Origin of the sequence: Stenotrophomonas daejeonensis (assembly GCF_001431505.1) — a bacterium.
Lineage (GTDB): Bacteria > Pseudomonadota > Gammaproteobacteria > Xanthomonadales > Xanthomonadaceae > Stenotrophomonas > Stenotrophomonas daejeonensis.
Window position 1 is genome coordinate 1 of the sequence record NZ_LDJP01000031.1, and the last position, 21,397, is coordinate 21,397.

At 67.9% G+C, this 21,397-nt stretch carries 19 protein-coding genes; 12 read left to right on the forward strand and 7 right to left on the reverse strand.

Annotated features, from left to right (window positions below):
- Positions 1-43: 43 nt before the first annotated feature.
- Both ABB34_RS05840 and ABB34_RS05845 read right to left on the reverse strand, forming a co-directional pair.
- Positions 44-367 (reverse strand): DUF1820 family protein, encoded by a 324-nt coding sequence (locus tag ABB34_RS05840; RefSeq protein ID WP_057640314.1) that lies wholly within the window; start codon positions 365-367, stop codon positions 44-46.
- A gap of 23 nt (positions 368-390) precedes the next feature.
- On the reverse strand, positions 391-1,083 hold the full coding sequence (locus ABB34_RS05845) for a rhomboid family intramembrane serine protease (RefSeq protein ID WP_057640315.1): 693 nt from the start codon (positions 1,081-1,083) through the stop codon (positions 391-393).
- A gap of 214 nt (positions 1,084-1,297) precedes the next feature.
- Here ABB34_RS05845 and ABB34_RS05850 point away from each other — a divergent pair, with 214 nt between their 5' ends.
- Complete coding sequence (locus ABB34_RS05850) at positions 1,298-2,677, forward strand: outer membrane protein transport protein (RefSeq protein ID WP_057640316.1); 1,380 nt, start codon at positions 1,298-1,300, stop codon at positions 2,675-2,677.
- A gap of 79 nt (positions 2,678-2,756) precedes the next feature.
- On the opposite strand, the gene ABB34_RS05855 is transcribed toward ABB34_RS05850, so the two are convergent.
- Both ABB34_RS05855 and putA read right to left on the reverse strand, forming a co-directional pair.
- Positions 2,757-3,491 (reverse strand): ThuA domain-containing protein, encoded by a 735-nt coding sequence (locus ABB34_RS05855; RefSeq protein WP_057640317.1) that lies wholly within the window; start codon positions 3,489-3,491, stop codon positions 2,757-2,759.
- Between the two features lie 118 nt (positions 3,492-3,609).
- Positions 3,610-6,834: a bifunctional proline dehydrogenase/L-glutamate gamma-semialdehyde dehydrogenase PutA gene (putA, locus tag ABB34_RS05860; RefSeq protein WP_057640318.1), complete on the reverse strand. Its 3,225-nt coding sequence runs from the start codon at positions 6,832-6,834 to the stop codon at positions 3,610-3,612.
- Positions 6,835-7,125: 291 nt separating this feature from the next.
- Here putA and ABB34_RS05865 point away from each other — a divergent pair, with 291 nt between their 5' ends.
- The 6 genes from ABB34_RS05865 (at position 7,126) to ABB34_RS05885 (ending at position 11,842) form a co-directional block, all read left to right on the forward strand.
- On the forward strand, positions 7,126-7,599 hold the full coding sequence (locus tag ABB34_RS05865) for a DUF2244 domain-containing protein (RefSeq protein WP_057640319.1): 474 nt from the start codon (positions 7,126-7,128) through the stop codon (positions 7,597-7,599).
- 17 nt (positions 7,600-7,616) lie between these two features.
- Entirely contained in the window at positions 7,617-8,531 is a 915-nt protein-coding gene (gene coxB / locus ABB34_RS05870; protein ID WP_057640320.1) for a cytochrome c oxidase subunit II, read from the forward strand.
- Between the two features lie 63 nt (positions 8,532-8,594).
- Entirely contained in the window at positions 8,595-10,205 is a 1,611-nt protein-coding gene (gene ctaD / locus ABB34_RS05875) for a cytochrome c oxidase subunit I (protein WP_057640321.1), read from the forward strand.
- A gap of 13 nt (positions 10,206-10,218) precedes the next feature.
- The gene (locus tag ABB34_RS15775) at positions 10,219-10,353 is read left to right on the forward strand and encodes a hypothetical protein (protein ID WP_275452834.1); all 135 of its coding nucleotides are present in this window, start codon (positions 10,219-10,221) and stop codon (positions 10,351-10,353) included.
- Positions 10,350-10,943, forward strand: a complete 594-nt coding sequence (locus ABB34_RS05880; protein WP_057640322.1) for a cytochrome c oxidase assembly protein — start codon at positions 10,350-10,352, stop codon at positions 10,941-10,943. Before ABB34_RS15775 ends, ABB34_RS05880 begins: the two co-directional genes overlap by 4 nt.
- A 23-nt stretch (positions 10,944-10,966) precedes the next feature.
- Entirely contained in the window at positions 10,967-11,842 is an 876-nt protein-coding gene (locus tag ABB34_RS05885) for a cytochrome c oxidase subunit 3 (protein WP_057640323.1), read from the forward strand.
- Positions 11,843-11,942: 100 nt separating this feature from the next.
- On the opposite strand, the gene ABB34_RS05890 is transcribed toward ABB34_RS05885, so the two are convergent.
- The gene (locus tag ABB34_RS05890; protein ID WP_057640324.1) at positions 11,943-12,161 is read right to left on the reverse strand and encodes a twin transmembrane helix small protein; all 219 of its coding nucleotides are present in this window, start codon (positions 12,159-12,161) and stop codon (positions 11,943-11,945) included.
- A 57-nt stretch (positions 12,162-12,218) separates the two neighbouring features.
- Between ABB34_RS05890 and ABB34_RS05895 the strand changes: the two genes are divergently transcribed.
- The 5 genes from ABB34_RS05895 (at position 12,219) to ABB34_RS05915 (ending at position 18,016) form a co-directional block, all read left to right on the forward strand.
- Positions 12,219-12,944 carry an SURF1 family protein gene (locus ABB34_RS05895; RefSeq protein WP_057640325.1) on the forward strand — a complete coding sequence of 242 codons (726 nt, stop codon included), beginning with the start codon at positions 12,219-12,221 and terminating at the stop codon, positions 12,942-12,944.
- 27 nt (positions 12,945-12,971) lie between these two features.
- Positions 12,972-13,547 carry a hypothetical protein gene (locus ABB34_RS05900; protein WP_425478966.1) on the forward strand — a complete coding sequence of 192 codons (576 nt, stop codon included), beginning with the start codon at positions 12,972-12,974 and terminating at the stop codon, positions 13,545-13,547.
- A gap of 11 nt (positions 13,548-13,558) precedes the next feature.
- Complete coding sequence (locus tag ABB34_RS05905) at positions 13,559-14,722, forward strand: COX15/CtaA family protein (RefSeq protein ID WP_057640327.1); 1,164 nt, start codon at positions 13,559-13,561, stop codon at positions 14,720-14,722.
- 4 nt (positions 14,723-14,726) lie between these two features.
- Positions 14,727-15,620, forward strand: coding sequence for a heme o synthase (locus tag ABB34_RS05910; protein WP_057640328.1), 894 nt, complete (start codon positions 14,727-14,729; stop codon positions 15,618-15,620).
- Between the two features lie 170 nt (positions 15,621-15,790).
- A complete protein-coding gene (locus ABB34_RS05915) occupies positions 15,791-18,016 on the forward strand; it encodes a S9 family peptidase (RefSeq protein WP_057640329.1) in 2,226 nt (741 codons plus the stop codon).
- A 361-nt stretch (positions 18,017-18,377) separates the two neighbouring features.
- Here the strand turns inward: ABB34_RS05915 and ABB34_RS05920 are convergent, their stop codons facing one another.
- Together ABB34_RS05920 and ABB34_RS05925 are read right to left on the reverse strand one after the other, a co-directional pair.
- The gene (locus ABB34_RS05920) at positions 18,378-19,676 is read right to left on the reverse strand and encodes a DUF58 domain-containing protein (RefSeq protein WP_057640330.1); all 1,299 of its coding nucleotides are present in this window, start codon (positions 19,674-19,676) and stop codon (positions 18,378-18,380) included.
- A gap of 796 nt (positions 19,677-20,472) precedes the next feature.
- A complete protein-coding gene (locus ABB34_RS05925; RefSeq protein ID WP_083490080.1) occupies positions 20,473-21,396 on the reverse strand; it encodes an AAA family ATPase in 924 nt (307 codons plus the stop codon).
- Position 21,397: the final 1 nt, after the last annotated feature.

Here is a 21,397-nt window from a genome sequence, read left to right on the forward strand (position 1 = left end):
CGTCTCCCGCGGGAGACGGGCGCCGGCCTTGCCGTCAGGCGGTTCAGCGCGGCTTGCCGGGCACCGGGAACGGCGTGACCACCTTCTCGCCGGTGGTGGCATCGCGGATCGCCGACTGGCCCTTCTTCTCCACTTCCTCGATGCGCACGATGCTCTGCATCGGCAGGTGCAGCACCCGGGTATTGCCGAACTCCTCGCGCAGGCGCTCCTCGGTGGGGTCGACCACCAGCCCGTCGTGGACGTCGAACACCAGCTCGGCCACCTCGTTGAATCCCCACAGGTGGCTGCCGCCCACGCGCCGTGCATACAGCTCGTAGACTTTGCCGTGGTTGATGAAGGTGACCTTGTAAAGCGGTTTGCTGCCCATCGCCCAATTATAGGAGGGCAGGCCTAGAAGCCGTGGCGCTGGCGCAGCCGCCGGGCGATGGCCGCACGCACGTACAGGCCATAGACGATGCCGAACAGGAATCCGGCCAGGTGCGCCGACCAGGCCACCTTGCCGAAGCTCGGCCCGATGTAGGCGAACACCACCTGCAACGCCGCCCATACGCCGATCAGCAGGAACGCCGGCGCCCGCACGAATTCGAGGAACAGCCCCAGCGGCAGCACCACGCCCAGCCGCGCACCGGGGAACAGCGCCAGGTAGGCGCCGAGCAGGGCCGAGACCGCGCCGCTGGCGCCGATGATGATCCGGTCTGGCGTGCCCATCGCGTACAGCGCGGCCAGGTTGGCCGCCGCGCCGCCGAGCAGGAACAGCAGCAGCAACCGCCACGGCCCCAGCACGCGTTCGGCCGGCATGCCGAAGATCAGCAGGAACACCAGGTTGCCCAGCAGGTGCGACCAGTCCGCATGCAGGAACAGCGCGGTGAACAGCCGCAGCACGCTGCCGTCGCGCAGCGCCGCCCACCAGTCGCGGGGGTTCTCCAGCCCGGTGGACAGGGCGCCCCAGTCCAGCCACAGCGACTGCCGCGCCTCGTCCGGCCGCGAAACCGACCACAGGAACGCCAGCCACAGCACCGCCAGCAGCAGCGGCACCGCCCAGCGCAGGCCCGGTTTCTTGCGGGAGGGGATGGAGACGAACATGCGGTGGCAAGCCTACCGTGCCGGGGAGGGATCGAGGCGTTCCGGCACGGACAAAGCTGAATGCGCCAGCGTTATTGTTTAGTTAACGACGCTGGGTAATACTGCATACGGCGTCGTATGTCGGGAGGGAAACTCCGGCGCGTCCGGTACCGTATGGCGGCACCGTGACGCAGGCGCACACCGAATCATCACCGTCTTACGGAGAGAGCTTCCAATGCATACCGCTTCCACTTTCGCCCGCGTCACCGCCCTGGCCATCGGCATCGCCGGCATCCTGGCCATCGGCCACGCCGAAGGCGCCGCGTTCCAGCTCAAGGAAAACAGCGCCAAGGGCCTGGGCCGCGCTTTCGCCGGTTCCACCAGCGCCTGGGACGACGCTTCGGTCGTCGCCACCAACCCGGCCTCGATGCGCCTGCTCAACGGTCGCCAGTTCCAGGCGGACGTGAGCGCGATCAGCTTCTCGGCCAAGATGGAAGACATCTACAGCGCACGCAATGCCGGCCCGACCGGCGCGGGCACCGGCAGCCCGATCTCGGGTGGCAATGGCGGCGACGCGGGCATGATCGCCCCGGTTCCGGCGGCCTATTTCCACCTGCCGTTCGGCGAGAACGACAACATGCATTTCGGCGTGTCGCTGACCGCGCCGTTCGGCTTCAAGACCCAGTACGACCGCGATTGGGTCGGCCGCTACCACGGCACCAAGACCGACCTGAAGGCGGTCGACCTGGGTGCGGCGTTCTCGTATGACGTCAACCCGTACGTGTCCTTCGGCGCCAGCGTGTTCGTCGAGCACCTGACCATCGAACTGGCCAATGCCGTGGACTTCGGCGCGGTTGCCTACAGCGCCAGTGGCGGCGCCAGCGCCGGGCTGGGCATCGTCCCCGGCAGCGCGGATGGCTATGCTACCGTCGAGGGTGACAACAATGCGTTCGGCTACGTGATCGGCGGCACCTTCAGCCCGACCGAAGACACCAACATCGCGCTGAGCTACCGCTCCAAGGTCGAGCACAAGATCACCGGCGGCAAGGCACGGTTCGACGTGCCGGGCAACGTCGATGCCCTGCTGCACCTGAAGGCCCAGGGCCTGTTCATCGATACCAGCGGCAAGGCCACCGTGACCCTGCCGGCTTCGGCCACGTTGAGCGTGAGCCACCGCGTCAACGACCGCTGGACGGTGATGGGCGACGTCTCGCGCACCGCCTGGTCCACCGCGTTCGACCAGGTGACGGTGGACTTCGCTTCCAACCAGCCGGACAACGTGCTGGTGTTCGGCTACAAGGACACCACCTTCGGTTCGATCGGTACCGAGTACAAGCTGTCCGACACCATCACCCTGCGCGGCGGCGTGGCCTACGACGAGACCCCGACCACCTACTCGCACCGCGACGTGCGCGTGCCGGACGTGACCCGCAAGTGGCTGTCGTTCGGCCTGGGCTGGACCCCGAAGGAAAACACCGAGATCAACTTCGGCTACACCCACCTGTTCACCAACAAGCCGGCGATCAACGCCACCTCCAGCACCGGCAACGTGCTGCAGGGCAAGTACAAGGTGGGCGGCGACATCCTGGCCGCGTCGATCAACTACAAGTTCTGATCGAGGCCGCTTCGACCGTGGCAATGGAAAGCCCCGCGCAAGCGGGGCTTTCTGTTTGCCGGTCCCTGGCGCCGGAAGTTCAGCAGCCGTCGTCCAGGCCGCTGGCGTAACGCAGGCCCCGGCGCAGCTGGGTGAGGAAATCCGGGTCCGCGTACAGCGCGACGTCGTGGCCGAGGCCGGTGTACCAGCTGCGGCCGCCGTCGAAGGCATGGCACCAGCTGATCGGGTGGTCGTCGCCCATCGTGCCGCCCCGGTAGCGGCTTTCGTCCAGCGTGGCGAGCACCTGCACGCGTGGCCGCGGGTTGTCGCGGTAGTTGTACAGCTCGTCGCGCACCGCCCATGCCGGCCCGCTGGGCACCCCTTGGTGTTCGGGCTGCACGCGGCTGCTCTGCAGGCCTTCGGGATGGCTGTGGAACCAGGCGCCGACCAACTGCCCGTACCACGGCCAGTCGTATTCGGTATCGGCGGCGGCATGCACGCCCATGTAGCCACCGCCATCGCGGATGTACTGCTGCATCGCCGCCTGCTGCGCGTCGTCGAGCACGTCGCCGGTGGTGCTGGCGAAGACCACGGCGCGGTAACGGGCGAGGTTGTCGCGGGTGAACTGCGCGGCGTCCTCGCTGTGGTCGGCCTGCAGGCCCTGCTCGCGGGCAAGCCGCTGCACGGTCTGCACGGCGACCGGGATGGCGTCGTGGCGGAAGCCGGCGGTCTTGCTGAAGATCAGGATGCGCCCGGTTTCGTCGGCCTCGACCGGGGCACTGGAAAGCAGGGCGAGCAGCGCAAGGCTGCCGGCCAGAAAGCATGTGCTGCGCATGGACCGCTCCATTGCCGGATGACCGCGCCAGCCTAGCGCAGCGACGGCGTGTGCCGGGCCATGAAGCGGCAAGCCCCGCATGGGCGGGGCTTGCCGGGGTGTCGCGGAGGCGGGTGGATCAGTCGCCCAGGGTCAGCAGCGAGGCGTTGCCGCCGGCGGCGGTGGTGTTCACCGTCACCGTCTTCTCGGTGGCGAAGCGCAGCAGGTAGTGCGGGCCGCCCGCCTTGGGGCCGGTGCCGGACAGGCCCTGGCCGCCGAACGGCTGCACCCCGACCACCGCGCCGATCTGGTTGCGGTTGACGTAGACGTTGCCGACGTTGACCCGCGAGGCGATGCGATCGACGGTTTCGTCGATGCGCGAGTGCACGCCGAGGGTGAGGCCGTAACCGGTGGCGTTGATCTGGTCGATCACTGCATCCAACTGATCGGCCTTCCAGCGGATCACGTGCAGCACCGGCCCGAAGATTTCGCGGTGCAACTGGTCCAGCGACTTCAGTTCGTAGGCGCGCGGGGCGAAGAAGGTGCCGTGCGCGGCTTCGTCCGACAGTGGCGCGGTGGCGATCAGGCGTGCTTCGCCGTCCATGCGCGCGGCGTGGTCGGTGAGGATCTTCAGCGCGTCGGCGTCGATCACCGGGCCGACGTCGGTGGACAGCTCGCCGGGGTTGCCGACCTTCAGCTCGGCCATTGCGCCGGCCAACATGCCCATCACCTTGTCGGCGATGTCGTCCTGCACGAACAGCACGCGCGCGGCCGAGCAGCGCTGGCCGGCGGAGGTGAAGGCCGAACCAATCGCGTCCTTGACCAGCTGTTCCGGCAATGCCGAGGAGTCGGCGATGAAGGCGTTCTGGCCGCCGGTTTCAGCGATCAGCACGCCGATGGCGGCATCGCGCGCGGCCATCGCGCGGTTGATCGCGCGGGCGGTTTCGGTCGAGCCGGTGAAGGCGACGCCGGCCACGCGCGGATCGGCGGTGAGCGCCGCACCGACGGTGGCGCCATCGCCCGGCAGGAACTGCAGCACATCGGCCGGCACGCCGGCTTCGTGCAGCAGCTTCACCGCGTAGTAGCCGACCAGGTTGGTCTGCTCGGCGGGTTTGGCGATGACGCTGTTGCCGGCGGCCAGCGCGGCGCTGACCTGGCCGAGGAAGATCGCCAGCGGGAAGTTCCACGGGCTGATGCAGACGAACACGCCGCGACCGTGCAGTTGCAGCTCGTTGCTTTCGCCGGTCGGGCTGGGCAGCTTCTCGCCCGCGCCGAACTGCTCGCGCGCCTGCTTGGCGTAGTAGCGCAGGAAATCGACCGCCTCGCGCACTTCGGCGATGCTGTCGGGCAGGCTCTTGCCGGCTTCCTTCACGCACAGTGCCATGAACCCGGCGATGCGCGCTTCGAGCAGGTCGGCGGCGTGTTCGAGGATGGCGGCGCGGCTGGCGGCCGGGGTGCGGTTCCAGCCCGGCTGCGCGGCCACGGCGTTCGCCAGCGCCTGCTGCACGGTGGCGGCGTCGGCGGCCTGCCAGTGGCCGACCACTTCGCGGTTGTCGGCCGGGTTGGTCACCGGCTGCGCGGCGGCGGTGACGTTCGCGCCCGGCACCAGCGGCGCGGCCTGCCACGGCTTGATGGCGGCGTTGAGCTGCTCGGCCAGTGCACGCAGTTCGTTGTCGTTGGCGAGGTTGATGCCCATGGAATTGGTCCTGTCGTGGTTCTGGCTGCGCAGCAGGTCGACCGGCAGCGGGATCTTGGGATGCGCGATGTTGGAGGGCGCGACGGACGCGAACGAAGACACGGCTTCGACCGGGTCGCGGATCAAATCGTCGATGGACACGTCTTCGTCAGTGATGCGGTTGACGAAACTGGAATTGGCGCCGTTCTCGAGCAGGCGGCGCACCAGGTACGGCAGCAGGTCCTCGTGCGAGCCCACCGGCGCATAGACGCGGCACGGCACGTCGAGGCGGTCGGCCGGGATCACCTCGGCATACAGGTCGTCGCCCATGCCGTGCAGCTTCTGGTGCTCGTAGGTACGGCCCTGCGCGATCTGCTTGATCGCCGCGATCGTCGCCGCGTTGTGGGTCGCGAACATCGGGTACAACGTATCGGCATGGCCGAACAGGCGCTTGGCGCAGGCGATGTAGGACACGTCGGTGTTCTGCTTGCGGGTGAACACCGGGTAGCCGGGCAGGCCGTCGATCTGCGCGCGCTTGATTTCCGCATCCCAGTACGCGCCCTTGACCAGCCGCACCTGCAAACGGTGGCCGATGCGGCGGGCCAGATCGGCGAGGTAATCAATCGTGTACGGCGTGCGCTTCTGGTACGCCTGCACGACGATGCCAAAGCCTTCCCAGCCCTTCAGCGACGGGTCGCCGACCACGCGCTCGATGATGTCCAGCGACAATTCGAGGCGGTCGGTTTCCTCGGCATCCACGGTGCAGCCGATGCCGTAGCTCTTGGCCAGCTGCGCCAGTTCCAGCACGCCGGGCGCGAGGTCGGCCAGCACGCGCTCGCGCTTGGCGTGCTCGTAGCGCGGGTACAACGCCGAGAGCTTGATCGAGATGCCGTGCGATCGGGTCACGTCGCCGTCGGCCTTGCCGCCGCGGGCGAGGTTGTCCTTGCCGATGGCGTGGATCGCGCGCTTGTAGTCCTCCAGATAGCGCAGCGCGTCCTTCATGGTCAGCGCGCCCTCGCCGAGCATGTCGAACGAATAGCGGTAATTGCCGTTGTCGCCCTTGTGCGAGCGCGCCAGCGCCTCGTCGATGGTGCGGCCCATGACGAACTGGTGGCCCATGATCTTCATCGCCTGCCGCACCGCCAGCCGGATCACCGGCTCGCCGACGCGGCCGATCAGGCGCTTGAACGCGCCGTGCACGTCGCGCTTGGTGTCGTCGGCCAGATCGACCAGATGCCCGGTCAGCATCAGGCCCCAGGTCGAGGCGTTGACCAGCACCGAGTCGGACTGGCCCATGTGCCGCTTCCAGTCGGCCTCGCCGAGCTTGTCGCGGATCAGCTTGTCGGCCGTTTCCTGGTCGGGGATGCGCAGCAGCGCCTCGGCCACGCACATCAGCAGCACGCCTTCCTCGCTGCCGAGGTCGTACTGGCGCATGAAGGCCTCGATCGCGCCCTGGTCCTTGGCGCGGGCGCGCACGCGGCGCACCAGGTCGGCGGCGGTGGCCTGCACCTGCGCCTGTTCGGCGGCCGGCAGCCGCGCCTGCTCCAGCAGCTCGCGGACGTGGCTGGTTTCGTCCTTCAGCCAGGCATCGGTGATGGCCTGGCGCAGCGCGGACGGCGGCGCCGGCAGTTCGGCGGAGAGCAGGTTCCCGGGAGGAGGAGGGGTGGTGTTGGACGGTGTCGCGTTCATTGCGCATGGCCACGGTTGGATTCGGCCATTTTAATCCGGAAGAAGGGATTTCATAGTCCCTGCCGACCTTTCTTCATTGGTTGAAAGCACTGGCACACGGGTGATTCGCGGGTTTTGGCGGGGCTCGTTTTATTTGTGCCGATTCCGGCATTTAATCGGCCGATGTCGGAAATGTGGGCGGCGATTTCCATGTGCGCTGCAACATTCCACAAGCATGAACGGGAGCTTGCCGGTCCGGGGGCGCAGGGCTACCATCGAACGCGTTTTCCGCGGTAGGGACGCGGTTGCGACATGATCGAGGTGCTTCGGCAGGTTTCCGGCGACTCGCGTGCGCAGCTGGTGCTGCATCCCCCACGGGCGCTCAGCGCCCGGCAGTTCGTCCTGTTGTTTGCCGCGTTGGCGGGGTTGATGCTGTTCTCGGCCGGCCTGGGTTGGTTGTCCGGGAATGTCTTCGCCCCCGCCTTCGCGTTGTTGCACTGCTTCCTGGTGGGGGCGGCGCTGCGCGCCTCGTGGCGCAGCGGCGACCGCCGGGAAGAGGTTCGTGTAGGGCCGGACTGCGTGGAAGTGATTCCCGCGGCCGGTGGTCCGGCGGCATTCCGGGCGCATCCCTATTGGGTGCGCGTGGTTGTCGAGGAGGAACGGGTCCTGCTGGTTTCCAGCGGCAGGCGGGTCGAAGTGGGGAGTTTCCTCGCGCCCGCCGAACGCCGGGAGCTGGCAGCGACGCTGGCAGGCTTGCTCGCGGCCAGCGATGGCCGCAACCGATGACGTCAAGGGTCTAGGCAATGAAGCAAAGCAGTGTGTGTGGCAGGTTGTGCAACTCCGGGTTGGCGCTGGTGGCGCTGGCGCTGCCCACGGCGGCATGGGCCCAGGCGGCCGATCCGCAGCGGTGGCAACTCAACATGGGCAAGGGCGTCACCCATACCGCACGCATGGCGTGGGACGCGCACATGGTCGCGCTGTGGGTCTGCGTGGTCATCGGCGTGCTGGTGTTCGGCGCGATGGGCTATGCGATCTTCAAGTTCCGCAAATCCAAGGGCGCGGTGCCGGCGCAGTTCAGCCACAACACCAAGGCCGAGGTCGTCTGGACCGTCATCCCGATCATCATCCTGGTGGTGATGTCCTGGCCGGCCACGGCCAAGCTGATCGCGATGTACGACACCCGCGACTCGGAAATGACGGTGAAGATCACCGGCTACCAGTGGATGTGGAAGTACGAATACCTCGGCGAGAACGTGGCGTTCACCAGCCGCCTGGACCGCAACTCCGACCAGGTCCGCCAGAGCGGCGCGGTGCCGACGATGGCGTCCGACCCGCACTACCTGCTGGACGTGGACAACCCGCTGGTGCTGCCGGTGGACACCAAGGTGCGCTTCGTCATCACCTCCGACGACGTGGTGCACGCGTGGTGGGTGCCGGCGCTGGGCTGGAAGCAGGACGCGGTGCCGGGCTTCGTCAACGAGCGCTGGACCAACATCGAACAGGAAGGCATCTACCGCGGCCAGTGCGCCGAGCTGTGCGGCAAGGACCACGGCTTCATGCCGATCGTGGTCAAGGCCGTGTCCAAGGAAGCGTTCAAGTCCTGGCTGGCCTCGCGCAAGCCCGCCGCGGCCGAAGAAGCCGCCGAACCGGCCGTGGAGGAAGCGGCGCAGGACGCCGCCGACGCCCCGCCCGCCGAACAGCCGGCAACCGGCGCCTGATACTGGCGCGCGCCGGCCCGTGCCGGCGCGATGCCTGAAACTGGATAATCGAGGTTAGTTGCAATGGCAAACCACGCAGTCGATCACGCCGATCACCACGGCCACCAGCAGGGCTTCATCGAGCGCTGGTTCTTCTCCACGAACCACAAGGACATCGGCACGCTGTACCTGCTGTTCAGCTTCCTGATGTTCATCGTCGGCGCGTTCATGTCGGTGCTGATCCGCTGGGAGCTGATGGAGCCGGGCCTGCAGCACATGAAGCCGGAGTTCTTCAACCAGCTCACCACCGTGCACGCGCTGGTGATGATCTTCGGTGGCGTGATGCCGGCCTTCGTCGGCCTGGCCAACTGGATGATCCCGCTGCAGATCGGCGCGCCGGACATGGCGCTGCCGCGCATGAACAACTGGTCGTTCTGGCTGCTGCCGGTGGCCTTCACCCTGCTGTTGATGACCCTGTTCCTGCCCGGCGGCGCGCCGGCCGGCGGCTGGACCATGTACCCGCCGCTGTCGCTGCAGGGCGGCTACAACGTCGCCTTCAGCGTGTTCGCCATCCACGTGGCCGGCATCAGCTCGATCATGGGCGCGATCAACATCATCGCCACCGTGCTGAACATGCGCGCGCCGGGCATCGACCTGTTGAAGATGCCGATCTTCTGCTGGACCTGGCTGATCACCGCGTTCCTGCTGATCGCGGTGATGCCGGTGCTGGCCGGCGCGGTGACCATGCTGCTGACCGACAAGTTCTTCGGCACCAGCTTCTTCAACGCCGCCGGCGGCGGCGACCCGGTGATGTACCAGCACATCTTCTGGTTCTTCGGGCATCCCGAGGTCTACATCATGATCCTGCCGGCGTTCGGCGTGATCAGCGAGATCATCCCCACCTTCAGCCGCAAGCCGCTGTTCGGCTACCAGGCGATGGTCTACGCCACCGCGGCGATCGCGTTCCTGTCGTTCATCGTCTGGGCGCACCACATGTTCACGGTGGGCATGCCGCTGGGCGGCGAGGTCTACTTCATGTTCGCCACCATGCTGATCTCGATCCCGACCGGCGTGAAGGTGTTCAACTGGGTCAGCACGATGTGGAAGGGCGCGCTGACCTTCGAGACCCCGATGCTGTTCTCGATCTCCTTCGTGGTGCTGTTCAGCATCGGCGGCTTCTCCGGCCTGATGCTGGCCATCGTGCCGGCCGACTTCCAGTACCACGACACCTACTTCGTGGTCGCCCACTTCCACTACGTGCTGGTCACCGGTGCGGTGCTGGCGCTGATCGCCGCGGTCTACTACTGGTGGCCGAAGTGGACCGGCCGCATGTACAACGAGTTCTGGGGCAAGGTGCACTTCTGGTGGACGATGGTGTTCGTCAACCTGCTGTTCTTCCCGCAGCACTTCCTCGGCCTGGCCGGCATGCCGCGGCGCATCCCCGACTACAACCCGGTGTTCGCCGACTGGAACCTGATCAGCTCGATCGGCGCGTTCGGCATGTTCGTCACCCCGTTCCTGATGGCCGGTATCCTGCTGGCGTCGCTGCGCAGCGGCAAGCGCGCCGATGCCCGCGCCTGGGAAAGCGCCAAGGGCCTGGAGTGGACGGTGCCGTCGCCGGCGCCGGCGCACACCTTCACGGTGCCGCCGGTGATCCAGCCGGGCGACCTGGCCCACGACGACGTTTCGCACTGAGGAAGCGCACGGCATGAGCGGCAACGACCCGAAAACCGATGACCTGACGCTGCGCCGCCACCGTTCGCGGCGCACGGCGCTGGCCGTCGGCCTGGTGGCGGTGCTGATCTACGTCGGCTTCATCCTGTCCGGAGTGCTCGCGCATTGACCACGCCCGCGCCCACGCCGCGTCCCGCGCGCACTGCCGGCCTGCCCAGGCTGGTCGGCGTGGCGCTGGGCGTGTTCGTGCTGACCTTCTCGCTGGTGCCGCTGTACCGCATCGCCTGCGAGAAGGTGTTCGGCGTGCGCCTGGAGCGCGGCGCCAGCCAGGGCGCGGCGCAGCTGGCCGCCACCGGCAAGCGCACGGTGCGGGTGGAGTTCGACGGCGGCGTCAATTCCAAGCTGCCGTGGGCGTTCCACCCGGAAAAGCTGACGATGGACGTGGTGCCGGGCGAGCTGAACGAGGCGCTGTATTTCGCCCGCAACGACAGCGACCATGCGCTGGTCGGCAGCGCGGTGCCGTCGGTGGCGCCGGCGCGCGCATCGGGCTACTTCAACAAGACCGAATGCTTCTGCTTCACCGCGCAGACCCTGCAGGCCGGTGAGCAGCGCGATATGCCGGTGCGCTTCATCGTCGACCCGGACCTGCCCGAAGACGTCCGCACCATCACCCTGTCCTATACCTTCTACAAGAACGACGCGCTGACGACGCAACTGGCACCGGCCACCGCCGGCGGTTCGTCGCACGCAGCCCCCTGATCACGCACCCGGAAGCACACGCAATGGCCCACAACACGCCCGATGCCAACGTCTACTTCGTGCCGAGCAAGAGCAAATGGCCGTTTGCCGGCTCCGTTTCCATGCTGGTGCTGATGATCGGTGTGGCCAGCTGGCTCAACGACATCAGCTGGGGGCGCTGGACCTTCTTCGTCGGCCTGGCGATGCTGGTGTTCACCATGTTCCTGTGGTTCGGCGACGTGATCCGCGAGTCGGTGGCCGGCAACTACAACCGCCAGGTCGATGGCTCGTTCCGCATGGGCATGGTGTGGTTCATCTTTTCCGAGGTGATGTTCTTCGGCGCGTTCTTCGGCGCGCTGTTCTACACCCGCACCTACGGCGTGCCGTGGCTGGGCGGCGAAGGCCACGGCGTGCACACCAACGACCTGCTGTGGGCGGGCTATTCGGCGGCATGGCCGAGCAACGGCCCGGGCGCCATCGGCGGCGCCTTCCAGACCATCCCGGCCTGGGGCCTGCCGCTGATCAATACCCTGATCCTGCTGACCTCGGGTGCCACCCTGACCATCGCCCACCATGCGCTCAAGGCCGGCAACCGCAAGCAGCTGCTGATCTGGCTGGGGGCGACGGTGCTGCTGGGCTGCGTGTTCCTGTTCTTCCAGGCCGAGGAATACATCCACGCCTACAGCGCGCTCAACCTGACCCTGGGCTCGGGCATCTACGGCTCCACGTTCTTCATGCTGACCGGCTTCCACGGCGCGCACGTGGCGCTGGGCACGATCATGCTGATCGTGATGTGGTGCCGCGCCGCCAAGGGCCACTTCACCCGCGACAACCACTTCGGCTTCGAGGCCGCGGCGTGGTACTGGCACTTCGTCGACGTGGTGTGGCTGATGCTGTTCATGTTCGTCTACGTGCTCTGACGAAGAGCCGGGAACGGGAATCGGGGAACAGGGAATGCGCGATTGCGGAGGCGGGGAACGACGCTCGGTGTAGCGTCATTCCCTTGTCCCGTTCCCCGCTTCAGTCGACCACGCCGTGCGGCTTGATCCAGCCGCTGTAGATGCCCAGCACCACCAGCAGGATCAAGGCCACCGACAACACGATGCGCCGGGTCAGCGCGTTGACCGTGCGCTTGGTCTGGCCGCGGTCGATCATCAGGTAATACAGGCCGGCGCCCAGGTTCCAGACGATGACGATCAGAAACGCGATCACCAGCAGTGTTTTCAGTGAATCGTTCATGCGCGGCTCGGTGTGTGGGAAGGCCGCGTTATATCACCCGTTGCGGTGGCGATTGTCATGACGCGGCAGCACACGGTGTTCCTCAACTGGCTGCTGGCGCTGGCCGTGGCCGCGTGTTTCAGTGCCCTGGGCGCCTGGCAGGTGCAGCGCATGCACGAAAAGCAGGCGTTGCTGGCGCAGTTGCCGCTGGGCCGGGATGCGGCCGTATCGCTGGCGCAGGCACTGGACGAGCCGGAAGCGCTGCACTGGGTGCACCAGCGGATGCGCTTCCTGCCCGGCACGATCGTGCTGGACAACCAACTGCGCGATGGCCGTGCCGGAGTGAAGCTCTACCAGGCCGCGCGCGCCGAGGCGCCGGCCACCGCGGTGCTGGTCGACCTTGGCTGGCTGCCGCTGCCGGCCAACCGCGAGCTGCCGCCGATCCGCGCGCTGCAGGGTGAAATCGACGTGCAGGGGCTGTGGGCGCCGCCGCCTTCGGCCGGCATCGCGCTGGGCCCGGCGCTGGCGGCAACGGCGCAGCCGCAGGCATGGCTGGCCACGCGGCTGGACATGCCGGCCATCGCCGCGCAACTGGGGCTGGCGCCCGACGGGCTGGCCGGGCGGGTGCTGCGGCTGGACCCGGCGCTGCCGTTCGGCCACGAACGCGACCTCGACCTGCTGCCCAACACGCTGCCGCCTTCGCGCCACCTAGGTTACGCGGTGCAGTGGTTCGCGATGGCGCTGGCGGTGCTGGTGATCGCCGCCGTCCTGCAATGGCGCACGCGGCGGCGCGGCGGGCGCTGAACGCCAAGCCGTGGGAAAATGCCGCGCATGAACGCACTCACCCCCGAACAGCTGGCCATCCGTACCCGCGGCCGGCGTGTGCTGCTGCTGATCTTCGCGATGTTCTTCGGCTCGATGGCGCTGGCTGGTGCCCTGCGTTTCTCCGGCTGGATGCCGCAGATCAACCGCAACCACGGCCAGTTGTTGGAACCGCCGGTGGACCTGCGCGATGCGCGCCTGCAACTGGCCGACGGCACGCCCTACGCGTGGGACCCGGCCGCGCGCCATTGGCGCATCGCGCTGGCGCCGGCCGCCGGCTGCGCGCAGGAGTGCGTCATTTTGTCGCAGCAGCTGGACACGGTCTGGCAGCTGTTCGGCCACAACGCGGATAATGTCGAGATCCTCTGGCTGGGCATGCCGCCGCAACAGGCGGCCGCCATGCCCGCGCTGCGGGTGCTGAGCGCCGATGCCGCGACCCGCGCGAGGCTGCCCGGCGTCGACGACCCGGCCGGCACGCCGGTGTACGTGATCGATCCCAACGGCTTCGTGGTGCTGCGCTACGCACCCGGCTTCGATCCGGGCGGGCTGCGCACGGACCTGGCCCGGCTGCTGAAACTGAAGTGAGTTCCGTCCGAATGAATGCCCCTGCGCGTCCTGCGCTGCACCGCAATTTCCACCGACTGGCGTGGTTTGCGCTGATCATGACCGCCAGCACGATCCTGTTCGGTGCGTTCGTGCGCCTGTCCGACGCCGGCCTGAGCTGCCCGGACTGGCCGACCTGCTATGGCCGCGTCACCTGGCCGCAGACGCAGATGGAAGCGGCCCGGCACGTGGCCAGCGAAATCCGCCCGCTGGAAAGCCACAAGGCCTGGCGCGAGCAGGTGCACCGCTTCCTCGCCGGCCTGCTCGGCGTGGAGGTGCTGACGCTGGCGCTGCTGGCCGCGCGCCGCCGGCGCCGGGGCGTGCTGCAGGTGCTGGCCGCATCGGTACTGGTGGCGCTGGCGATACCGCTGTACATGCGCGGCGAGCACGTCGCCTCCAGCGCGCTGGCCATCGCCGGCGAGGCGATCCTGCTGCTGGCCGCGCTGCGCTGGTCCAACATCGACCTGTCGCGCGCCGCGGTGCTGACCCTGGCGGTGGTGATCTTCCAGGCGCTGCTGGGCATGTGGACGGTGACCTGGCTGCTCAAGCCGATCGTGGTGATGGGCCACCTGCTCGGTGCGATGCTGATGTTCGGCCTGCTGGTGTGGTCGGCATGGAAGGCCACGCACCTGCCGATCACCCTGGCCGAGGCGCCGCGCCTGCGCTGGTGGCTGCGCGCCGGCCTGCTGCTGCTGGTGCTGCAGATCGCGCTGGGCGGCTGGGTCAGCGCTAACTACGCGGCGCTGGCCTGTGGCGGCGGCAGCGCCGCGCTGGACAACTTCCCGCGCTGCGTCAGCCAGTGGTGGCCGCGGCAGAACTACGTCGAGGGCTTCACCCTGTGGCGCGGCATCGGCGTGGATTACGAGGGCGGGGTGCTCGACGGCGCCTCGCGCATCGCCATCCAGATGGCGCACCGGATGACGGCGGTGGTGGTCGCGCTGTACCTGCTGGCGTTGTCGGCGCGCATGTTCCGGCTGCCGGGCATGCGCGGCTGGTCCAGCGCGCTGGTCGTGCTGGTGCTGCTGCAGGTCACGCTGGGCATCCTCAACGTCAAGCTCGCCCTGCCGCTGGCAGTGGCGGTGATGCACAACGGCGGCGCGGTGGCGCTGTTGTTCGTGCTGGTTTCGCTGCTGGCGCGGCTGCGTGCACCGGAGTGATGGAATGAACGCAAGCCTGCGTGATTACTGGGACCTGACCAAGCCCAGGGTGGTGGCCCTGATCGTGTTTACCGCGCTGGTGGGCATGTTCCTGGCGGTTCCCGGCTGGCCCGACCCCGGCACCGCGCTGGTCGGTGCGATCGGCGTGCTCGGCATCTGGCTGGCGGCTTCGGCCGCAGCGGCGATCAACCAGTTGCTGGACGCGCGCATCGACGCGCGGATGGCACGCACCTCGTGGCGCCCGCTGGTGGTCGGCAAGGTGTCGTCGCGGCAGGTGCTGGTGTTCGCCGCGGCGTTGACCGCCCTGTCGATGACCATCCTCATGCTGTGGGTGAACATGATCACCGCGGTGCTCACCTTCGCCTCGCTGATCGGCTATGCGGTGATCTACACCGTGTACCTCAAGCACGCGACCTCGCAGAACATCGTCATCGGCGGTCTGGCCGGGGCGATGCCGCCGATGCTGGGCTGGGCCGCGGTCACCGGCATGGAGGGCGCGTCGGACTGGGCCTATGCCTCGCTGCTGGTGCTGATCATCTTCGTGTGGACGCCGCCGCACTTCTGGGCGCTGGCGATCTTCCGCCGCGCCGACTATGCCAAGGCGGCGGTGCCGATGCTGCCGGTTACCCACGGCGTGCCGCATACGCGCCGGCAGATCCTCGTCTACTCGGTGGTGCTGGTGGTGGTGACGCTGCTGCCGGTGGCCATCGAGATGAGCGGCGTGTTCTACCTCGGTGGCGCCACCGTGTTGAACCTGGTGTTCCTGTGGTACGCGTGGAAGATACAGAACCCGCCGGACGAGATGTTCAACATGAAGATGTTCGGCTACTCGGTGGTCTACCTGCTGGCGCTGTTCGCCTTCCTGCTGGCGGACCATTGGTTGATGCCCTGGGTGTAGGCACGCATTCGCTTGCCGTCCCGCAGGTGCGGGGCTTGCCCCGCACGGAGCTTCACCGGGAGAGCCTAGTGCGGGGCGCATGCCGTGCGGGCAACCGCGACGAAAGGCAGGGGTGGCCACCGCGCCGCTCGGCTAGGATGGGGCATTCCCGCTGTCGATGACGGTATCCCATGCGCCCCTTGTTCCTCGCCCTTGCCATGACGCTTGCCACGCCCGCTGTCCACGCCGAAAAGCTCACCCTGGAAGCCATCACCGGCAACGCGCCGCTGTCCGGGCCGACGTTGATGAAGCCGAAGGTCGCGCCGGACGGTTCGCGGGTGACCTTCCTGCGCGGCAAGGACAGCGACCGCAACCAGCTGGACCTGTGGGAATACGACATCGCCAGCGGCCAGACCCGGCTGCTGGTCGATTCCAAGGTGGTGCTGCCCGGCGCCGAGAACCTCAGCGACGAGGAGAAGGCGCGCCGTGAGCGCCAGCGCATCGCCGCGATGAGCGGCATCGTCGATTACCAGTGGTCGCCGGATGCGAAGACGCTGCTGTTCCCGCTGGGCGGCGAGTTGTACCTGTACGACCTCGGCAAGCAGGGCCGGCAGGCGGTGCGCCAGCTCACCCACGGCGAGGGTTTCGCCACCGACCCGAAGATCTCGCCGAAGGGCGGCTTCGTCAGCTTCGTGCGCGAGCGCAACCTGTGGGTGATCGACCTGGCCAGTGGCAGGCAGGTGCAGCTGACCGCCGACGGCAGCGACACGATCGGCAATGGCGTGGCCGAGTTCGTCGCCGACGAGGAGATGGACCGCCACACCGGCTACTGGTGGGCGCCGGACGACTCGGCTATTGCTTTTGCCCGCATCGATGAAGGCCCGGTGCCGGTGCAGAAGCGCTACGAGATGTATGCCGACCGCGTGGAGATGATCGAGCAGCGCTACCCGGCGGCCGGCGACCGCAACGTGCTGGTCAAGCTCGGTGTCGTCGCGCCGCGCGCCGGCGCCGCGCCGACGTGGGTCGACCTGGGCAAGGAGCAGGACATCTACCTGGCCCGCGTCACCTGGCGCGATCCGCAGCGCCTGACCTTCCAGCGCCAGAGCCGCGACCAGAAGCAGCTGGAGCTGGTTGAGGCCACGCTGGCCGACGGCAGCCAGCGCACGCTTGTCACCGAGACCAGCAAGACCTGGGTGCCGCTGCACGGCGACCTGCGTTTCCTCAAGGATGGCCGCTTCATCTGGTCGTCCGAGCGCAGCGGTTTCGAGCACCTGTACCTGGCCAGTGCCGACGGCGCCACGCTCACCGCGCTGACCTCCGGCAACTGGCCGGTGGACGGGCTGCTGGCGGTGGACGAGGACGCCGGTACCGTGTATTTCCGCGCCGGTGTCGAATCGCCGCTGCAAAGCGGCATCTACGCCGTATCGTTGGCCGGTGGCGAGCCGAAGCGGCTCTCGCGCAGCGCCGGCGTGCACAGTGCCGCGTTCGCCAGCAATGCCAGCGTCTATGTCGACAGCTGGTCCGATAGCGCCACGCCGCCGCAGATCGAGCTGTACCGCGCCAATGGCGAGAAGATCGCCACGCTGCTGGACAACGACCTCGCCGACCCGCAGCACCCGTATGCGAAGTACCGCGATGCGCAGCTGCCGGTCGAGTACGGCATGCTCACCGCCGCCGACGGCAAAACCGAGCTGCACTACAGCCTGATCAAGCCGGCCGGCTTCGACCCGGCAAAGCAGTACCCGGTGGTGGTGTACGTGTATGGCGGCCCGGCCTCGCAGACCGTCACCGACAGCTGGCCCGGTCGTGGCGACCACCTGTTCAACCAGTACCTGGCCCAGCACGGCTACGTGGTGTTCTCGCTGGACAACCGCGGCACCCCGCGCCGTGGCCGCGACTTCGGCGGCGCGCTGTACGGCGTGCAAGGCACGGTGGAAGTGGCCGACCAGCTCGAGGGCGTGGAATGGCTGAAGGCACAGCCGTGGGTGGATGGTGCGCGCATCGGCGTGCAGGGCTGGTCCAACGGCGGCTACATGACCCTGATGCTGCTGGCCAAGGCCTCGGACCAGTATGCCTGCGGTGTGGCTGGTGCGCCGGTCACCGACTGGGGCCTGTACGACACGCACTACACCGAGCGCTACATGAACCTGCCGGCGGCCAACCCGGAGGGCTACCGCGAGGCGCGCATCCTCAGCCACATCGACGGGCTGACCTCGCCGCTGCTGCTGATCCACGGCATGGCCGACGACAACGTGCTGTTCAGCAATTCGACCAGCCTGATGAGCGCCTTGCAGAAGCGCGGGCAGCCGTTCGAGCTGATGACCTACCCGGGCGCCAAGCATGGCCTGTCCGGCAGCAATGCGCTGCACCGCTACCGCGTGGCGGAGGCTTTCCTCGCCCGTTGCCTGAAGCCTTGAGCAGGTCGGGGCTACGTCCCCGACATTCCGGGAAAGCCCGCGTCGGGGGCGTTACCCCGACCTACTGGCTGGTCCTTCTCCCTCCGGGAGACAGCTTGGCAGGATTGCCAAGCTGCACGGCGAAGCCGCCCGCAGGGTGAGGTACAGGGATGTGCCGAATGCAGGTGCCCCGAAGGGGCGGATGAGGGGCGAACGAAGGCCAGATGGTCCAAAGTCACTGACTCTGTTCGCCCCTCACTCCAACCCCCGCTCCGCGCCCCAGCCCACGCCAGCAGCGTGGGCGCTCGACCGCACGCGCGCCAGTGGCACGCAAGCCGTGCGGCCTCGCCCCGATGGGAGAGGGGCTTGAGAGCCGGGGGCGTTACAGCAATCCGTCGCGCTTGACCGCGAGGTAGCGTTCCACCAGCGCCGCCGGCAACTCCTCTGCGGTGACGTCCAGCACCATCACCCGGTGGCTGCGCAGCGCCTCGTGGGCATCGTCGCGCTGCTGCAGGTAGCGGGCGATGGCACCGGCCTGCACGGCGTCGGGCAGGGTCTCGGCTTCGCGCGCGAGCGCGTCGTCCAGTTCGCGTTCGCGCAGGCTGGCCACGCAGACCAGGTGGCGCTTCTGCAGCAGGCGCACGGCGGCGAGCAGGTCCTCGATGTCCTCGTCGCGCACGTTGGTGACCAGCATCACCAGGCAGCGGCGCGGTTGCCGCAGCGACAGTTCGGTGGCGGCGGCGAGGTAGTCGGTGGCCACCGGCTGCGGCTGCAGGTCGTGGCTGGCGCGCAGCAGGGTGTCGATGGCGCCCAGCCCGCGTTGCGGCGCCACCCAGCGCGTCTGGCCGCCGCTGGCGAACAGGCCGACGCCATCGCCCTGGCGCAGCGCAAGGTAGGACACCACCAGCGAGGCGTTGAGCACGTGGTCGAAGTGCGACAGGCCGCCTTCATCGGCGAGCATGCGGCGGCCGGTGTCGATCATCATCAGCAGCTGCTGGTTCTTCTCGTCCTGGTATTCGCGCGAGATCAGCTTGCGTGCGCGCGAGGTGGCCTTCCAGTCGATCTGGCGCAGGCTGTCGCCGACGCGGTATTCGCGCATCTGGTGGAAGTCGGTACCTTCGCCGCGGCGGCGCTTGAGGTGGGCGCCGACCACCCGTGAGGCCATTTCCGCGCTGAGCAGTGCCAGCCGGGTGAGGGGAGCAAAGTTGGGGTACACGCGTACTTGTTGCACTGGGCCGGCGATGCGCGAGTGCCGCCACAGGCGCAACGGCGAGTGCAGGCGCAGCTGCACGCCGGCGAAGTTGAAGGTGCCGCGGCTGTCCGGGGTGAGGCGATAGCTGAAGCGGGTCTCGCTGGCGCGCGCCAGTTTCAGCCGGCGCGGCAGGCCGGTGGTGGTCCAGCCGCCGGGCACGAGGTCGAACACGTCCAGCCGTTGCGGGCCGTAGCCGTCCAGTTGCAGCCAGGTCTCACGCTCGATGCCCAGCGCCAGGGTGTCGGGCAGTTCGCGCCGCACCTGCGGGGTGGGCTTGCGCCGGAGCCACAGGGCATCGGCGAGGGCGAGCAGGCCGATGGTGCCCGCGGTCGCCAGCCATGCGCTGGTGGGCAGCAGGTGCAATGCGACGGGCAGGCCGAGCAGGCCCCAGAGTGCCAGCAGTGCAATCAGCAGCGGGGCGGGCCTCATTGCATCGCTCCCGTGGGTGATTGGAGGTTTGGAATCAAGTGAAGAAGCGCGCCGGTTGTTGCTGTTGCTGTTGCATGTGATTTTGCTTTTGCTCTTTGGCTTTTGACTTTCCGGGTTCCCTTCTGCAGCGACGGAGCTGACGGACAAGACCCCGCAAGGGGCGACGTGCATGGATGCACGTCGTTTTTCGACACGACAGGGATGTCGTGTCGAAAAATCCCGGCAGCGGAGTGGACCCGACGTGCGTAGCGCGTTGGGCGCGGAGGCAGGGCGTGCTTTCTTTTGGCTACCTTTTCTTTGCACGAGCAAAGAAAAGTAGCTCGCTCCCCGAGAGGGGAGCGAAAGCTTTTGTCATTGATTTTTTTCCAAGACGAGGAGAAGCAACGGCGAGAATAAAAGCAGGGACATGAAAGCAGAGCTTTCACTCCTGCTCCGCAGGAGCGAGCCACCTTGACCAGCCATTCGGCTGTTGAAAAAACGCCTCTTTGCTCGTGCAAAGAAACGTGGCCCAAAGAAAGCACGGCCGGACGCGAGCCGATGCGGCTGCGCCGCATCGGTCCCCTGCGCTCCTCGCGGGCCGGGGGGACGGCGCACAACTCGCTTCGCTCAGACACGTGCGCCTCTTCGCCCCCCGTCCCACTGCGGTGCTTGGCTCGCTTTACGGCAGGGGAAGTCAAAAGCCGAAAGGCAACAGCAACAGCAGAATCAGGAGCAACGGCACCCCTCTCCGGCCCTCCCCTTTCGCCTGCGGCGAAAAGGGAGGGGGTGGCGGAAGCGGATTGGCACGCGCCGGCGTTCACTTGCGCGGTGCCTCCACCTTGGCCAGCAGCGCGGTCAGCACGTCGTCGGCCGACTGGCCTTCGATCTGCAACTCCGGCGACAGCGCGATGCGATGCCGCAGTGCTGGCCGGGCGATCTCGCGCACGTCGTCGGGGGTGACGAAGTCGCGCCCGGACAACACCGCCTGCGCCCGCGCCGCGCGCACCAGCGCGATGCTGCCGCGCGGGCCGGCGCCCAGCGCGATGCCCGGCCACTTGCGGGTGGCCGCCACTATCCGCACCGCGTAGTCGATCACCTGCGGGTCGACGGTGATCGCCGCCACCGCCTGCTGCACTTCCACGACTTCCGCGCCGCTCATCACCCGCGGTACCTGCGACAGGTTGAAGTCGCCGGCGCTGCGGCCGGTGGTGATCGCCTCGACCATGCGCTTCTCGTCGTCCAGCTGCGGGTAGTCGATCAGGATCTTGAGCAGGAAGCGGTCCAGCTGCGCCTCCGGCAGCGGGTAGGTGCCTTCCTGCTCCACCGGGTTCTGCGTGGCCAGGGTCAGGAACGGCGGGGTCAGCGGGAACGCGCGGCCCTCGATGGTGACCTGGCCTTCCTGCATCACCTCCAGCAGCGCCGACTGGGTCTTGGCCGGGGCGCGGTTGATCTCGTCGGCCAGCAGCAGGTGGGTGAACACCGGGCCGCGGCGGATCTTGAAGCTCTCGGTCTTGGGGTCGTAGACGGCGTGGCCGCTGACGTCGCTGGGCATCAGGTCGGGGGTGAACTGCACGCGCGCGTAGTCCAGTTCCAGCGCCTGCGCCAGCGCGCGCACCAGCAGGGTCTTGCCGAGGCCGGGCACGCCTTCGATCAGCACGTGGCCGCCGGCCAGCAGCGCGATCAGGATCTGGTCGAGCACGTCGGCCTGGCCGATGAAGGCCTGGCCGACGTGCTCGACCAGA

Coding starts and splice junctions, on each gene's coding strand:
- ABB34_RS05885 (WP_057640323.1), top strand. CDS start 10,967: ATGGCCCACAACACGCCCGATGCCAACGTCTACTTCGTGCCGAGCAAG.
- ABB34_RS05840 (WP_057640314.1), bottom strand. CDS start 367: ATGGGCAGCAAACCGCTTTACAAGGTCACCTTCATCAACCACGGCAAA.
- ABB34_RS05890 (WP_057640324.1), bottom strand. CDS start 12,161: ATGAACGATTCACTGAAAACACTGCTGGTGATCGCGTTTCTGATCGTC.
- ctaD (WP_057640321.1), top strand. CDS start 8,595: ATGGCAAACCACGCAGTCGATCACGCCGATCACCACGGCCACCAGCAG.
- ABB34_RS05850 (WP_057640316.1), top strand. CDS start 1,298: ATGCATACCGCTTCCACTTTCGCCCGCGTCACCGCCCTGGCCATCGGC.
- coxB (WP_057640320.1), top strand. CDS start 7,617: ATGAAGCAAAGCAGTGTGTGTGGCAGGTTGTGCAACTCCGGGTTGGCG.
- ABB34_RS05855 (WP_057640317.1), bottom strand. CDS start 3,491: ATGCGCAGCACATGCTTTCTGGCCGGCAGCCTTGCGCTGCTCGCCCTG.
- ABB34_RS05920 (WP_057640330.1), bottom strand. CDS start 19,676: ATGAGGCCCGCCCCGCTGCTGATTGCACTGCTGGCACTCTGGGGCCTG.
- ABB34_RS05845 (WP_057640315.1), bottom strand. CDS start 1,083: ATGTTCGTCTCCATCCCCTCCCGCAAGAAACCGGGCCTGCGCTGGGCG.
- ABB34_RS05915 (WP_057640329.1), top strand. CDS start 15,791: ATGCGCCCCTTGTTCCTCGCCCTTGCCATGACGCTTGCCACGCCCGCT.
- ABB34_RS05865 (WP_057640319.1), top strand. CDS start 7,126: ATGATCGAGGTGCTTCGGCAGGTTTCCGGCGACTCGCGTGCGCAGCTG.
- ABB34_RS05905 (WP_057640327.1), top strand. CDS start 13,559: ATGAATGCCCCTGCGCGTCCTGCGCTGCACCGCAATTTCCACCGACTG.
- ABB34_RS05895 (WP_057640325.1), top strand. CDS start 12,219: ATGACGCGGCAGCACACGGTGTTCCTCAACTGGCTGCTGGCGCTGGCC.
- ABB34_RS05910 (WP_057640328.1), top strand. CDS start 14,727: ATGAACGCAAGCCTGCGTGATTACTGGGACCTGACCAAGCCCAGGGTG.
- ABB34_RS15775 (WP_275452834.1), top strand. CDS start 10,219: ATGAGCGGCAACGACCCGAAAACCGATGACCTGACGCTGCGCCGCCAC.
- ABB34_RS05900 (WP_425478966.1), top strand. CDS start 12,972: ATGAACGCACTCACCCCCGAACAGCTGGCCATCCGTACCCGCGGCCGG.
- putA (WP_057640318.1), bottom strand. CDS start 6,834: ATGAACGCGACACCGTCCAACACCACCCCTCCTCCTCCCGGGAACCTG.